The 13,809-nt window shown below is 65.4% G+C and carries 13 protein-coding genes; 4 read left to right on the top strand and 9 right to left on the bottom strand.

Features of this window, described 5'->3' with window-relative positions; translation table 11 throughout:
* Positions 1-139: 139 nt before the first annotated feature.
* The 3 genes from FAS41_RS15965 to FAS41_RS15955 all read right to left on the bottom strand — a co-directional run bounded on the left by FAS41_RS15965 (position 140) and on the right by FAS41_RS15955 (position 2,865).
* Positions 140-1,321 (bottom strand): acetyl-CoA C-acetyltransferase, encoded by a 1,182-nt coding sequence (locus FAS41_RS15965; RefSeq protein WP_138523898.1) that lies wholly within the window; start codon positions 1,319-1,321, stop codon positions 140-142.
* A gap of 162 nt (positions 1,322-1,483) precedes the next feature.
* Positions 1,484-2,140 (bottom strand): CoA transferase subunit B, encoded by a 657-nt coding sequence (locus FAS41_RS15960; protein ID WP_138523896.1) that lies wholly within the window; start codon positions 2,138-2,140, stop codon positions 1,484-1,486.
* 26 nt (positions 2,141-2,166) lie between these two features.
* The gene (locus tag FAS41_RS15955; RefSeq protein WP_138523894.1) at positions 2,167-2,865 is read right to left on the bottom strand and encodes a CoA transferase subunit A; all 699 of its coding nucleotides are present in this window, start codon (positions 2,863-2,865) and stop codon (positions 2,167-2,169) included.
* A gap of 123 nt (positions 2,866-2,988) precedes the next feature.
* On the opposite strand from FAS41_RS15955, the gene FAS41_RS15950 reads away from it, so the two are divergent.
* A complete protein-coding gene (locus FAS41_RS15950) occupies positions 2,989-3,891 on the top strand; it encodes a LysR family transcriptional regulator (protein ID WP_138523892.1) in 903 nt (300 codons plus the stop codon).
* Between the two features lie 111 nt (positions 3,892-4,002).
* Here the strand turns inward: FAS41_RS15950 and FAS41_RS15945 are convergent, their stop codons facing one another.
* Positions 4,003-4,734: an IclR family transcriptional regulator gene (locus tag FAS41_RS15945; RefSeq protein WP_138523890.1), complete on the bottom strand. Its 732-nt coding sequence runs from the start codon at positions 4,732-4,734 to the stop codon at positions 4,003-4,005.
* A gap of 99 nt (positions 4,735-4,833) precedes the next feature.
* Here FAS41_RS15945 and hmgA point away from each other — a divergent pair, with 99 nt between their 5' ends.
* Both hmgA and fahA read left to right on the top strand, forming a co-directional pair.
* Positions 4,834-6,126: a homogentisate 1,2-dioxygenase gene (hmgA, locus tag FAS41_RS15940; protein WP_138523888.1), complete on the top strand. Its 1,293-nt coding sequence runs from the start codon at positions 4,834-4,836 to the stop codon at positions 6,124-6,126.
* Position 6,127: 1 nt separating this feature from the next.
* On the top strand, positions 6,128-7,432 hold the full coding sequence (fahA, locus tag FAS41_RS15935) for a fumarylacetoacetase (protein WP_138523885.1): 1,305 nt from the start codon (positions 6,128-6,130) through the stop codon (positions 7,430-7,432).
* 256 nt (positions 7,433-7,688) lie between these two features.
* Here the strand turns inward: fahA and FAS41_RS15930 are convergent, their stop codons facing one another.
* The 5 genes from FAS41_RS15930 to paaY all read right to left on the bottom strand — a co-directional run bounded on the left by FAS41_RS15930 (position 7,689) and on the right by paaY (position 12,621).
* Entirely contained in the window at positions 7,689-9,179 is a 1,491-nt protein-coding gene (locus FAS41_RS15930; protein WP_138523883.1) for an aldehyde dehydrogenase family protein, read from the bottom strand.
* Positions 9,180-9,195: 16 nt separating this feature from the next.
* Positions 9,196-9,600 carry a c-type cytochrome gene (locus FAS41_RS15925; RefSeq protein ID WP_138523881.1) on the bottom strand — a complete coding sequence of 135 codons (405 nt, stop codon included), beginning with the start codon at positions 9,598-9,600 and terminating at the stop codon, positions 9,196-9,198.
* Between the two features lie 327 nt (positions 9,601-9,927).
* Complete coding sequence (gene feaR, locus FAS41_RS15920) at positions 9,928-10,845, bottom strand: transcriptional regulator FeaR (protein WP_138523879.1); 918 nt, start codon at positions 10,843-10,845, stop codon at positions 9,928-9,930.
* A gap of 163 nt (positions 10,846-11,008) precedes the next feature.
* Positions 11,009-11,932 (bottom strand): phenylacetic acid degradation operon negative regulatory protein PaaX, encoded by a 924-nt coding sequence (paaX, locus tag FAS41_RS15915; RefSeq protein ID WP_081519801.1) that lies wholly within the window; start codon positions 11,930-11,932, stop codon positions 11,009-11,011.
* 77 nt (positions 11,933-12,009) lie between these two features.
* Positions 12,010-12,621 (bottom strand): phenylacetic acid degradation protein PaaY, encoded by a 612-nt coding sequence (gene paaY, locus FAS41_RS15910; protein WP_138523877.1) that lies wholly within the window; start codon positions 12,619-12,621, stop codon positions 12,010-12,012.
* Between the two features lie 376 nt (positions 12,622-12,997).
* On the opposite strand from paaY, the gene paaF reads away from it, so the two are divergent.
* A complete protein-coding gene (gene paaF, locus FAS41_RS15905) occupies positions 12,998-13,771 on the top strand; it encodes a 2,3-dehydroadipyl-CoA hydratase PaaF (protein WP_138523875.1) in 774 nt (257 codons plus the stop codon).
* The last annotated feature ends 38 nt before the right edge of the window (positions 13,772-13,809 follow it).

The following is a 13,809-nucleotide window of genomic DNA, read 5'->3' as shown; positions in this document are numbered from 1 at the left end:
AAGGGTTTGCCGGCACCGGGGGACGCCGAAAACCGCGGCGGGATGTCGTCTGTCGGTGTGCCCACCTCCCATCCCACCTGCCGGAGCAGCATTGCTACAAGCCGCCCGGCGCTCGCCAATAGGTCGTTAGTCGCGCGCCTCAGTCCCGGACGAGGGCCATGGCGACACCCTGGCCACCGCCGATGCACAGGGTCGCCAGGCCCTTCTTCGCATCGCGGCGGAGCATTTCGTGGAGCAGCGTCACCAACACGCGAGCGCCGGAAGCACCGATCGGGTGGCCAAGGGCGACGGCGCCGCCGTTGACGTTGACCTTCTCGGCGTTCCAGCCCAGCTCCTTGCCGACCGACAGGGCCTGAGCGGCAAAGGCTTCGTTGGCCTCGATCAGCTCGACTTCGTCGAGACTCCAGCCGGCCTTTTCCAGGCAGCTGCGGGTCGCGGTCACCGGGGCGATACCCATGATCGAAGGGTCTACGCCGCTGCTGGCATAGGCTTGGATGCGCGCCAGAACCGGCAGGTTCAGACGCTTCGCGCGCTCGGCGCTCATCAGCAATACCGCCGCTGCGCCATCGTTGAGGGTGGAGGCGTTGCCGGCAGTGACGGTGCCGTCCTTCTTGAAGGCAGGCTTGAGCTTGCCCAGGGACTCCGCGGTAGTGCCAGCGCGCGGTTGCTCATCGGTGTCGAAGGACAGCGGCTCACCCTTGCGCTGGGGAATCAGCACCGGGGTAATCTCGTCCTTGAAGCGGCCAGCTTCGATGGCCGACGCGGCTTTGAGCTGGGACTGCGCGGCGAAGGCGTCCTGCGCTTCGCGGCTGATGCCGAACTTTTCTGCCAGGTTCTCGGCGGTGATGCCCATGTGGTAGTCGTTGAAGGCATCGATCAGGCCGTCGCGCAGCAGGGTGTCCTGCAGCTCGGCATGGCCCATGCGCAGGCCGGTACGCGCCTTGGGCAGCACGTAAGGCGCGAGGCTCATGCTCTCCTGGCCACCGGCGATGATGGCGTCGGCATCGCCACAGCGGATCGCCTGGACGCCGAGGAACAGCGCCTTCAGGCCGGAGCCGCAGAGCTTGTTGAGGGTCATCGCCGGCACTTCCACCGGCAGGCCGGCGCCGATGGCGGCCTGGCGCGCGGGGTTCTGCCCGGCACTGGCGGTGAGCACCTGGCCGAGGATGACTTCGTCGATCTGCTCCGGCTTCACGCCGCTGCGCTCGAGCAGCGAGCGGATGACCAGGCTGCCCAGTTCATGGGCGGGAACATTCGCCAGGCTGCCCTGGAAGGCGCCGATGGCGGTGCGGGTGGCGGCAACGATGACTACGTCTTGCATGAATTTCTCTCCGGAAGGCTTGGGCTGCCCTCTCCCCCCGCCCTCTCCCGCAAGCGGGAGAGGGGGCTGTTCGCGTCAGGCTGACTCCCGTGCCAATCCCGGCACCGTGTCACCCCCTCTCCCTTCAGGGAGAGGGTTGGGGAGAGGGAATCGCGGAATCACTCAGAAGGTCATTTCCTTCACATCGTCCGGCACGATCAGGCGGCCGGCGGTCTTCTCGGCAATCTCGGCGACGCTCACGCCCGGCGCGGTCTCGCGCAGGATGAAGGCGCCGTCCTCGATCTCGAGGTAGGCCAGGTCCGTCAGCACCTTGCGGATGCAGCCGGCACCGGTCAGCGGCAGCGAGCAGCGCTCCAGCAGCTTGGACTCGCCGTCCTTGGAGGCGTGGGTCATGGTCACGATGATGTTGTCCGCGCCAGCCACCAGGTCCATGGCGCCGCCCATGCCTTTCACCAACTTGCCGGGGATCATCCAGGAAGCGATGTTGCCCTGTACGTCCACCTCGAAGGCGCCGAGCACGGTAAGGTCGACGTGGCCGCCGCGGATCATCGCGAAGGATTCGGCAGAGGAGAAAATCGACGCGCCCTTCACGGCGGTCACAGTCTGCTTGCCGGCGTTGATCATGTCGGCGTCGACGCTGTCCTCGGTGGGGAACGCGCCCATGCCGAGCAGGCCGTTTTCCGATTGCAGCATCACTTCCATGCCCTCAGGCACGTAGTTGGCGACCAGGGTCGGGATGCCGATGCCCAGGTTCACGTAGAAGCCGTCCTGCAGCTCGCGCGCCACGCGCTGAGCCATCTGTTCGCGGGTCAATGCCATCTTCTTGTCTCTCTTGTCCGGTGGGCTCAGGAACGAACGGTGCGCTTTTCGATGCGCTTCTCGAAGGTTCCCTGGATGATGCGGTCGACGTAGATGCCGGGCGTATGGATCTGGGTCGGGTCCAACTCGCCCGGCTCGACGATCTCCTCCACCTCGACGACGGTGATGCGGCCCGCGGTGGCGACTACCGGGTTGAAGTTCTGCGCGGTGTGGCGATAGATGACGTTGCCGTAATGGTCGGCCTTCCAGCCCTTGACGATGGCGAAGTCGCCGGTGATGGCGCGCTCCATGACGTAGTGGCGGCCGTCGAACTCGCGCACTTCCTTGCCGTCGGCGACCGGGGTGCCGTAGCCGGTGGCGGTGAAGAAGGCCGGGATGCCGGCGCCGCCGGCACGGAGTTTTTCCGCCAGGGTACCCTGCGGGGTCAGCTCGACCTCCAGTTCACCGGACAGCAGCTGCTGCTCGAACAGCGCGTTCTCGCCAACGTAGGAAGCGATCATCTTGCGGATCTGGCGGTCCTCCAGCAGCACGCCGAGGCCGAAGCCATCGATGCCGCAGTTGTTGGAGACCACGGTCAGGCCCTTCACGCCCAGCTTGCGGATCTGCGCGATGAGGTTTTCCGGGATGCCGCAGATGCCGAAACCGCCCGCCAGTACCGTCATGTCGTCGGTGAGCCCGGCAAGGGCTTCCTCGTAACTGCCTACACGCTTGTCGAGTCCTGCCATGTTGCTGCTGCCTCTTGTATTTGGAATGTCCGACCCATCGGTCAGAGAGCGAATGCAGCTTCACCGGCGGAGACTGATTTGTTAAGTTTGTTTTTCCAATCGATTGATTTGGCGATCTTATAAATGACCGTGAAGCAGCTGCGCGCCTTCCTCGCCGTTGCCCAGAGCCTGAGCTTTGCCCAGGCCTGCGAGCGCCTGCACCTGTCGCAACCGGCACTGAGCCTGGCGATCAAGAGCCTGGAGGAATCCCTGGGCGGCCAGCTGCTGGTGCGCACCACCCGCAGCGTGGCGCTCACGCCCGAGGGCGAAACACTGCTGCCGCTGGCCCGCCGCCTGCTGGCGGACTGGGACAATGCCGAGGAAGTGATGCATCAGCACTTCACCCTGCAACTGGGCAAGGTCTCCATCGCCGCCATGCCCTCCTTCGCCGGCAACCTGCTGCCCGCCGTGCTGCGCACCTTCCGCGACCGCCACCCGAAGGTGAACGTGGCGGTGCACGACGTGATCAACGAACAGGTGCTGGAGATGGTCCGCAATCGCCGGGTGGAACTGGGCATCGCCCTGGAGCCGGACAGCCTGGACGGGCTGATCTTCACTCCCTTCTATACCGACCGTTTCGTCGCGGTGCTGCCGGCGGATTCACCGCTGGCGAATGAGGCGCGAATTACCTGGGAGCAGTTGCTGGAAGATCACTTCATCACCCTGCAGCGCCCGTCAGCCGTGCGCTTGTTGCTGGAAGACCAGTTGGCGTCACGGCACGGTCGACTGCCGGTGGCGTTCGAAAGCCACCAGTTGGTGACGGTGGGCCGGATGGTGGCCGAAGGACTCGGCGTCAGTGCGGTGCCGCGCCTGTGCCGGCAGCAGATGGAAGAACTGGGCGCGCGCTGCGTAGCGCTCGACGAACCGCGCATCGAGCGCCGCGTAGGTCTGTTCTGCCTGGCGGAGCACCAGCTGTCCAGCGCCGCGCAGGCGCTGAGCGATGTGCTGGTGAAGGGGACGGATTGGGCGGGGATGGAGCAGGAGTGAGGTTTACCTGTAGGAGCGAGCTTGCTCGCGAACCCGCACCTCCCGGTCACTCCGCTGTCAGGCCATTCGCGAGCAAGCTCGCTCCTACAGAAAGCTCCGGGCAGTAGGCGATTAGTATTCGCCCCCCATCCGCAAGCTGATCTCCCGAGCGGCTTCCAACAATGTCCGCGCCGCCTCCCCTTGCGCTTCAGCGGCAAAGCTCGCCTGCGAACCCACCACGGTAATCACCCCGGCCAGTTCGCGGCCGGTCTTGAACAGCGGCACCGACAACGCGTTCACCCCCGGCATCAGCAAACCGTGGATCGCATGCAGTCCTTCGCTGCGAATGCTCTCCAGCACTGACTGGTCCGCGCCCTCCTCCAGCCCGGTCTTGAATGCCGCGAACACCAACCCGGTGGACGAACCGTGCAGCGGCAGCACCGAGCCGACCTGCGTTACCAGCGTGACCATGCCCTGGGCCGGCTCGACCTGCACTACGGTGGGCCCGTGGCTGCCCCAGATGGCGAGGAAGCAGGTCTGTCCCAGCGCATCGCGCAGATCGGCCAGCGCCGGGCTGGCGACCTTCACCACATCCAGCCGGCGGATTGCGGCCAGGCCGACGTACAGCGCCTCACGCCCCAGGCCGTAATGGTTGGTCAGCGGGTCCTGCTCGGCGAAACCGCTGGCGATCAGCGCCTGCAGGTAGCGGTGGACCTTGGCCGCCGGCATGTCCAGGTACTCGCCCAGATGCTTGAGCGAGGTGCTCGGTGCAAGGTCCGCCAGGGCCTTGAGGATCTGCGTGCCCACCTCGGCGGACTGCACCTTCGCGCCCTTCGTCGGGACGGTGTCTTCGGTGTCGTTCATGGTCTTCAACTTAAAGGAACTCCCAGACGGACTTGACGGGCCGTCGACACGAAATTACGTTAATCGTAATTCAATTACGATAAAAAGAGTGAAACCACCATGACCGCCTCCCCTGCCTACCAGTCCGGGTTCGGCAACGAATTCGCCAGCGAGGCCCTGCCGGGTGCACTGCCCGTGGGCATGAACTCGCCGCAGCAGGTGCCGTTCGGGCTCTACGCCGAGCAATTCTCCGGCACTGCCTTCACCGTCCCACGCAGCGAGGCCCGGCGCACCTGGATGTACCGCATCCGGCCGTCCGCCGCGCACCCGCGCTTCGAACGCCTGGAGCGGCAGATCACCGGCACCGCCCTCGGCCCGGTCACGCCCAACCGCTTGCGCTGGAACAGCTTCGTGACGCCCGAGGAGCCTACCGACTTCGTCGACGGCCTGCTATGCATGGCCGCCAATGCTGAGGCAGAGGCCTGCAGCGGCGTCAGCCTGTATGCCTACCGCGCCAATCTCTCCATGCGCCGGGTGTTCTTCAACGCTGATGGCGAGCTGCTGATCGTGCCCCAGGCCGGCCGCCTGCGCCTGGTCACCGAACTGGGCGTGCTGGAGCTGGAGCCACTGGAGATCGCCGTGATCCCGCGCGGCATGCGCTTGCGCGTCGAACTGCTGGAAGCCGAGGCCGCCGGCTATGTGGCGGAAAACCACGGCGCCGCCCTGCGCCTCCCCGACCTGGGCCCCATCGGCAGCAATGGTCTGGCCAACGCGCGCGACTTCCTCACCCCAGTGGCGCACTTCGAAGACGTCGAAGGCCCGGTACAGCTGGTACAGAAGTTCCTCGGCGAACTCTGGGCCACCCAGCTCGATCACTCGCCGCTGGACGTGGTCGCCTGGCACGGTAACAACGTGCCCTACAAATACGACCTGCGCCGCTTCAACACCATCGGGTCGATCAGCTACGACCACCCGGACCCGTCCATCTTCACCGTGCTGACTTCGCCCAGCGACACCCACGGCATGGCCAACATGGACTTCGTGATCTTCCCGCCGCGCTGGATGGTGGCCGAGAGCACCTTCCGCCCGCCGTGGTTCCACCGCAACCTGATGAACGAGTTCATGGGCCTGATCCAGGGCGTGTACGACGCCAAGGCCGACGGCTTCGTCCCCGGCGGCGCCTCGCTGCACAACTGCATGAGCGCCCACGGCCCGGACAACGCCACCACCGTGCAGGCGATCGCCGCCGACCTCAAACCCCACAAGATCGACAAGACCATGGCCTTCATGTTCGAGACCGGCCGCGTGCTGCGCCCCAGCCGATTCGCCCTCGACTGCCCGCAGCTGCAGGGTGACTATGACAGCTGCTGGAGCGGCATGCAGAAGACCTTCGACCCTTCCCAGGAGCAGTAACATGAGCACCGCCCAGAACACCCAAAGCTGGATCGAATCGGCCAACGGCCACCCGGATTTCCCCCTGCAGAACCTGCCGCTGGGGGTATTCAGCCCACCCGGCGACTCGCCCCGTGGCGGCGTTGCCATCGGCGACTACATCTTCGACCTCAAGACCGCCTGCGAAACCGGCCTCTTCCACGGTGCTGCCCACCAGGCCGCGCTGGTGGCCAGCGGCGACAGCCTGAACGCATTCTTCGCCCTGGGCGGCACGGCCCGCCGTACCCTGCGTGACGCCTTGATCCACCTGCTCAGCGAAGGCTGCGGCGAACAGAAGCGCATGGAACACCTGGGCGCTGCGCTGCTCAAGCCGCAGGCCGCGTGCCGCATGCACCTGCCGGCCAAGATCGGCGACTACACCGACTTCTATGTCGGCATCCACCATGCGCAGAACGTCGGCAAGCTGTTCCGCCCGGACAACCCTCTGTTGCCCAACTACAAGTACGTGCCCATCGGCTACCACGGTCGCGCGTCCACCGTTGTGCCCTCCGGCACCGAAGTGCGCCGCCCCAACGGCCAGACCCTGCCCGCTGGCGCGGAGGCGCCGGTGTTCGGCCCCTGCGCGCGGATGGACCTGGAGCTGGAGCTGGGCATCTGGATCGGCCAGGGCAACGACCAGGGCAAGGCCATCCCGATCAACGCCGCGTCCGGTCATATCGCCGGCTTCTGCCTGCTCAATGACTGGTCCGCACGCGACATACAGGCCTGGGAGTACCAGCCGCTGGGGCCGTTCCTGTCCAAGAGCTTTGCCACCACGGTGTCACCCTGGGTGGTCACCGCCGAGGCGCTGGAACCGTTCCGCGTCGCCCAGCCGGCCCGTCCGGAAGGCGATCCGCAGCCGCTGCCGTACCTCTACGACCAGGGCGACCAGCACCGCGGCGCGCTGGACATCGAACTGGAAGTCCTGCTGCACACCGCCCGCATGCGCCGCGAGCACCAGCCGGCGGAGCGCATCGCCCTGAGCAACACGCTGAACATGTACTGGACCGTCGCACAGATGGTCGCGCACCACAGCGTCAACGGCTGCCGCCTGCAACCGGGTGATCTGTTCGGTTCCGGTACCCTCTCCGGGGAAACCCCGGACAGCTTCGGCAGCCTGCTGGAGCTCACTGGCGGAGGTAAACAAGCGCTGGTGCTGGGCAACGGCGAGGAACGCCGCTTCCTCGAAGACGGCGACGAGATCATCCTGCGCGCCCGCTGCCGCCGTGAGGGGCATGCCTCCATCGGCTTCGGCGAGTGCCGTGGGCGGATTCTGCCCGCCCACTGACAGGCTTACCGCCGCGCCCGGCACTCCACGCAGGATGGCGTGGAGCGAAGCGATACCCATCAACGCCCCGCGCCATCAGCATGGGTATCACTGCGCTCCATCCATCCTACGAATCGCCATCCCGATCTCCGCCGTGAACTGGCTCTTCGTAGGAGCGAGCAAGCTCGCTCCTACAGGTTTGCCACACCTGAATGGCGCGCAAAAAAAACGGGCCCGAAGGCCCGCTGCTAAACGAGGGTGTTGCTCTCACTATCAATCAGTGCGCGATGCACACCGACTTGATTTCGGTATAAGCCTCGACCACGGCGCGGCCGAATTCACGGCCCATGCCCGACTGCTTGACGCCGCCGAAGGGCATGCTCGGATCGAGCAGCACGTGGGCGTTGACCCATACGGTGCCGGACTCGATGCGCGGCACCAGGTTCATGGCCTTGGACAGGTCGTTGGTCCACAGGCTCGCACCCAGGCCGTACTCGCTGTCGTTGGCCATCTCGATGGCCTGGTCTTCGTCGTCGAACGGCAGCACCGCCAGCACCGGGCCGAACACTTCGTCGCGGGCCACGGCCATCTGCATGGTCACGTCGGCCAGCACGGTGGGCTGTACGTAGAAACCGTTACCAGCGATCTGCTCGCCACCGCAGACGATACGCGCGCCCTGTTCGCCGGCTCGGGCGATGTGTTCCAGCACGCTGCGCTGCTGCTTGGCGGATACCAGCGGGTTGATCTGCGCGCTCGGATCCATGCCCTCGCCCAGGCTCATGCCAGCTACTGCGGCGGCCAGCTTTTCGACGAACTCGTCATAGCGCGAACGGTGCACGTAGAAGCGCGAAGCCGCAGCGCAGACCTGGCCGTTGTTCAGCAGGCCGCCCAGCAGCGCGCCCTGCACGGCATTGTCGATATTGGCATCCGCCAGCACGATCATCGGGTTCTTGCCGCCCAGTTCCAGGGCAAAGCGGGTCATGTTCTGCACGGCGGCCAGACCGACGCTGCGACCCACCGCCGTGGAGCCGGTGAAGGACACCTTGTTGATCAGCTTGTGGCTGGCCAGGCCGCCACCGATACGCGGGCCGTCGCCGGTCACCAGGTTGAACACGCCGGCCGGCACGCCGGCTTCGAAGGCCAGTTCGGCCAGGCGCAGGGCAGTCAGCGGGGTTTCCGAGGCGGGCTTGATCACCACGCTGTTGCCGGTGGCCAGTGCCGGGATCAGCTTCCACACGGCGATCATCAGCGGGAAGTTCCACGGCACGATGCCGGCCACCACACCTACCGGCTCGCGGCGGGTATAGGCGGTGAACTTGGCGCCGGGCGGCAGCGGGATGGAGACGTTCAGCGACTGCCCTTCGATCTTGGTCGCCCAACCGGCCATGTAGCGCATGAACTCGACGGTGGCGCCCACATCCAGCATGCGCGAGATGTTGATCGACTTGCCCTGGCTGAGGGTTTCCAGCTGGGCCAGCTCTTCGCCGTTGGCTTCCACCAGATCGGCGAAGCGCAGCAGGATGCGCTCGCGGTCGGCCGGGCGCAGGTCGGCCCAGACCCGGGACTTGAACGAAGCCTGGGCGGATTTCACCGCGCGGTCGAGCAGGTCGGTATCGATGTCGGCAACGCTGGAGATGGCTTTACCGGTGGCCGGGTTGAGCACGTCGGTGCGGGCCCCCTCGGGCACCACCCAGGCGCCGTCGATGAAGCAGCCATGCTTGCGCTGCAGGAAGTCAGCGACCTTGGGCAGGATTTCAGTGACGTTCATGGTCTCTCCTGAGGGATCAGTGCTGCTGGCTCAGCCAGCAGGTGAGCGCCCGCCGCTCGGCCGCGTCGGCCAGGCCTGCGAAGGGCATGTAGGTACCGGGCACGGCGGCCTGGGGTTGGCTGACGAAGGCGTCGAGGCTGTCGCGGGACCAGGCCGCGCCCTTGCCCTTCATCGCCTGGGAATAGCTGAAGCCAGCGAGCGAGCCGGCCATGCGACCGACCACGCCATGCAGGTTGGGGCCCATCATGCCGGGGCCGTCGGCCTTGGCGGTGTGGCAGATCGAGCAGTCGCGGGCGAACACGGATTCGCCCTGCTGGGCATCGGTTGCCGGGCAGTCGCCGGCGAACGCCAGGATCGGCTGCAGCAGCGCGCCGGCCAGCAGCAGGCCAAGGGCGCCGAATCGGAACTTGTTGCGGGACATCGGGATATCACCTTCGAGTACAGCGTGCGGCCGAGAAGGCGCGCGTCATCGAAAGTGATTGTTGCCAGCGGCGCTGGGCGGGGTCTTTTCCTCTGTGCCAGTCGTATTGGCGGGAGTGCCAGGATGGCGCTCAGGTGACGAGGATCATTGTGCGAAAGCGTTCGCGGGTACGGTACGGGTGCACCCCGGCAGCATGGGTATCGCTGCGCTCCACCCATCCTACGAAGGCGTCAGTCGAGGGCAATGGTGCAGGCGGGCATCAACGTAGGATGGCGTGGAGCGCAGCGATACCCATCATTCCCGTGGATACCGCTCGCACCACATGAATCAGTTGGCGTAGCGCTTGCGATACTCGCCCGGAGAAACACCAAAGCGCCCTTTGAACGCCGTGGAGAAGTAGCTCGAGTCGGAGAATCCCCAGGCATAGCCCAGCGCCGACAGCTTCTGCTCGAACTGGGCGTTGCGCAGGGTCTCGGCGCAGAAGTCCAGGCGGCGGTTCTTGATGTACTGCGCCACCACCAGACCCTTCTTGGCGAACATGCGATACAGGCCGCGCACCGAGATGCCCACTTCGCGAGCGATCAGCTCGGGGCAAAGTTCTTCGGCGCCGATGTGCTGGTCGATGAAAGCCGTGGCCTTGCGGAACATGCGTTCATGGTTGTCCTGTTCGGCGTCCTGGCTGGCCAGCGCCGGGCGCAGCAGCGTCACCAGGGCGTCCAGAGTCGCCTCGCTTTCCAGCATGCCGAGGCTCTCCTGCTGGCTGGTCTCGACGATCAGGCGGTTGGCGAGCACGGCGATCGGCGAACTGGCCGGGATCTTCGACGCGCAGGTGACTTCCGACATGCGCAGGCCGCGCTCGATCACCTGGCGCGGCAGGATCAGCGAAAGCTGCCGGGACTCCTCCAGGTACGTCATGTCGCTGGGCCGGCTGGCATCGATCAGGCTGATGTCGCCGCGCGACAGCTCCACGCGGTTGTCGCCCTGCTCGAGGCGCGAGCGCCCTTCGAGCTGGAACACCGCATAGTAGTGCCCGCCCGCGCTGGAGCCGACTTCCTTGCTGGTCCGGTACAGGTGCACCTGAGCCATGTCGACCACGGAAAGCTTGATCGCACCGCCCTGGTACTCGCGCAACCGTCCATGGAACTGGGGGCCGAGGGTGCGCGCATCGAAACGACCGCACGCCCGGTTGACCTGTCCCAGCCACGCCTCGAAAGCGTCATCCCTCAATGTCGATGAAGAATTCATGACCTGCAAAGCCTCACACGCATTGTTTGTTGTTATTCAGCGACGGCCTCATGGGCCTGTCGTCATCGTCCGTCGCTCATCTTCTCAGGAAGACTCACGCCGGTGTCCCCACCCTGCAACCGCAGCGCTGCAGAGCGGGAGGCATTTTTCACGCCAACTCCTGTCAGTTCAATCCGCCGAAGCGCTTGTAGAAGCTTTCGCCGACATCCGGTAACGGGCCGTCAGCGGTCTCCAGGTTGCGGTTCAGCCAGTCCTCGGCCTTGGCGTGGATCAGTCGGTAGATATTGCGGCACAGCTGCCGTGCCGCGCGCCCTTCCCAATCGCCCGGCAACAGTTCGTCGGGCAATTGTGGGTCACGCAGGAGCAGCCGGCGGTATTCGTGGATCAACAAGGTGCGCGCCAGGAAGCAGTCTTCCGGGCGCAGCTGGTCCTGCTCGCGCAGCGCTTGCCAGAGCGGGCGGAACAGCTGGATGAATTCGCTGTAGTGCTCGCCGAGTTCGTCGATCTTCCAGCTCTCGCGTACCTGCATGCGCATGGCCCGGGAGGCCAGCACGTCCTGGGCGCGGGTTTCGAAGACGATGCAGTCGTCGGCCACATCCAGGTCCTGCAGGGTCGCCATCACGTCGCTGCGGTCGGCGCGCGGGCAGGCCATCACGGTCGGCGAGATTGCGCCGAAGCCTTGCCATTCCAGCTCCTCGCGGACCTGCTTGCGCTTGTCGGCGGCGATCTGCGAGAGCATCACCAGCGTCCAGGAGCCATCCCAGGCCGGCAGGCTGGAGCTGTACACGCGCTTGAAGGCCTTCTCGAACCGCCGCCGGCCGGTGCCGGTCAGGCTGTAGTAGCTGCGCCGGCCGACCTTCTCGGCGGTCAGCCAGTCTTCCTTGGTCAGGCGGAAGATCGAGGTGCGGATCAGCCGCTCGTTGATGCCGAACGGCTCCAGCAAGTTGATCAGGCTGCCCAGCCAGACGGTACCGCCATGGGGTTCGATGGCATCGCCATAGAGGGTGATGATCAGCGAGCTGGCGCGGATCGGCGTCTGTTCCTGGAAGCGATTGATCAGCTGATTCAGCGGTGCTAGAGCGGTCATGGCACGTTGCGCAGGCGAAGGAGCGGCGACTATACCTGCCCGCCGCACCGCCTGGCCATTGGAGCGAACCCCAGTACTCATGCGTCCTTCCCTGCCCCAGCCTCTGCCTTGGGCCGGAAACCGGAGTCGCCCAGGCGCGGGCGTTCTTCCTCTACTTCCGTCAGCGGCTGGCATTCCACCAGGCTTTCGATGCAGCGCTTGGCCAGGGACTGGTATTCCTCGGTTCCACGGCGCTTCCAGGCGATTTCCTCATCGCTGAGGCTACGCTTGACGCTGGCCGGCGCGCCCATCACCAGGCTTTGCGGAGCGCACTCGAACCTGGCCTTGACGAAGGCCGCGGCTGAAACGATGGAGCGCGGGCCGATCTGCGCATAATCCATCACCACGGCGTTCATGCCTACCAGGGCGTCCTCGCCAATGCGGCAACCATGCAGGACCGCGCCATGGCCGATGTGGCCGTTGCGCTCCACCACGGTGTCGCTGTCCGGGAACCCGTGCATGACACACGTGTCCTGAAGGTTCGCGCCTTCTTCGAGAACGATCCGCCCGAAGTCGCCCCGCAGCGCCGCCAGCGGACCGATATAGCAACCGGGGCCGACGATGACGTCGCCGATCAACACGGCAGTGGGATGGACATATGCGGTCGGGTGAACGACCGGGCGCACGCCTTCGAGGCTATAGCAGGGCATCGGGTTCTCCTGCGGCGCTGCCGGCCTTCGGCATCACCGCACAAAGCGATTTGTTCTTTTGAAAATCTTGTATCACATCAAAGCGAGTACCTCCAGTCTAAAACTGATGTATCACTTCTGACCAACCACGAAAGAACAACAAAAAGCCTTATAAAACCAGCAAATACGCTGTACTCAAGACCGTCATCAGCCACCTTTGATACCTGCCCTGTGGCACCGCCAGAAACATTTTAGACACGCGATTAAACTTTCGTAGTTGTTTTCTTGTATCGCTTTAGGCCTATACTGCGGGAAGGCCGGAGTCGGGCAACGCCTGCCTCCCATAATTCCAATACAGCCGGCCATGCAGCCGCGCGTGCAGCCTGAGGACGATGTCATGCCTCGCACCCTTGCCGTTCAGATGCCTGAAGCAGGCGTCCGCCTGATTACATTGCAGCGCCCCGAGGCGCTGAACGCCCTGAACACCGAACTGCTCGGCGAACTGGCCAGTGAACTGGACGCCGCCGAACAGGACGTCGAAACCCGCGCCGTGGTGCTGACCGGAAGCCGCAAGGCGTTCGCTGCCGGCGCCGACATCAAGGAAATGGCCGAGCGCGACCTGGTCGGCATCCTCAACGATCCGCGCGTCGGCTACTGGCAGCGCATCGCTGCCTTCTCCAAACCGCTGATCGCCGCCGTCAACGGCTTTGCCCTGGGTGGCGGCTGCGAGCTGGCGATGCACGCTGACATCCTGATCGCCGGGGAAGACGCCCGCTTCGGCCAGCCGGAAATCAATCTCGGCATCATGCCGGGCGCAGGCGGCACCCAACGCCTGCTGCGCGCCGTGGGCAAGCCGCTGGCGATGCAGATGGTACTCACCGGCGAAGCCATCGATGCGCGCCACGCCCAGCGCGCCGGTTTGGTCAGCGAAGTCACCCAACCCGAATTCACTGTCGAGCGCGCCCTGCAGGTCGCCAGGAGCATCGCCGCCAAGGCGCCACTGGCCGTGCGCCTGGCCAAGGAAGCGCTGCTCAAGGCCCAGGACACCGATCTGGCCAGCGGCCTGCGCTTCGAACGCCACGCCTTCACCCTGCTGGCCGGCACCGCCGACCGCGACGAAGGCATCCGCGCCTTCCAGGAAAAGCGCAAGCCGGCCTTCCTTGGCCAGTAGAGCCGGGACCGCTGAGCGCACCCCCCTTTCTTTTCTGG

The organism is Pseudomonas nicosulfuronedens, assembly GCF_005877905.1.
Lineage (GTDB): Bacteria > Pseudomonadota > Gammaproteobacteria > Pseudomonadales > Pseudomonadaceae > Pseudomonas > Pseudomonas nicosulfuronedens.
Note: the sequence above shows the minus strand (reverse complement) of the source record. Positions and strands in the feature narration are given on the sequence as shown.

Coding starts and splice junctions, on each gene's coding strand:
- FAS41_RS15930 (WP_138523883.1), bottom strand. CDS start 9,179: ATGAACGTCACTGAAATCCTGCCCAAGGTCGCTGACTTCCTGCAGCGC.
- FAS41_RS15965 (WP_138523898.1), bottom strand. CDS start 1,321: ATGCAAGACGTAGTCATCGTTGCCGCCACCCGCACCGCCATCGGCGCC.
- hmgA (WP_138523888.1), top strand. CDS start 4,834: ATGACCGCCTCCCCTGCCTACCAGTCCGGGTTCGGCAACGAATTCGCC.
- paaF (WP_138523875.1), top strand. CDS start 12,998: ATGCCTCGCACCCTTGCCGTTCAGATGCCTGAAGCAGGCGTCCGCCTG.
- fahA (WP_138523885.1), top strand. CDS start 6,128: ATGAGCACCGCCCAGAACACCCAAAGCTGGATCGAATCGGCCAACGGC.
- FAS41_RS15960 (WP_138523896.1), bottom strand. CDS start 2,140: ATGGCATTGACCCGCGAACAGATGGCTCAGCGCGTGGCGCGCGAGCTG.
- FAS41_RS15945 (WP_138523890.1), bottom strand. CDS start 4,734: ATGAACGACACCGAAGACACCGTCCCGACGAAGGGCGCGAAGGTGCAG.
- FAS41_RS15955 (WP_138523894.1), bottom strand. CDS start 2,865: ATGGCAGGACTCGACAAGCGTGTAGGCAGTTACGAGGAAGCCCTTGCC.
- feaR (WP_138523879.1), bottom strand. CDS start 10,845: ATGAATTCTTCATCGACATTGAGGGATGACGCTTTCGAGGCGTGGCTG.
- paaX (WP_081519801.1), bottom strand. CDS start 11,932: ATGACCGCTCTAGCACCGCTGAATCAGCTGATCAATCGCTTCCAGGAA.
- paaY (WP_138523877.1), bottom strand. CDS start 12,621: ATGCCCTGCTATAGCCTCGAAGGCGTGCGCCCGGTCGTTCACCCGACC.
- FAS41_RS15950 (WP_138523892.1), top strand. CDS start 2,989: ATGACCGTGAAGCAGCTGCGCGCCTTCCTCGCCGTTGCCCAGAGCCTG.
- FAS41_RS15925 (WP_138523881.1), bottom strand. CDS start 9,600: ATGTCCCGCAACAAGTTCCGATTCGGCGCCCTTGGCCTGCTGCTGGCC.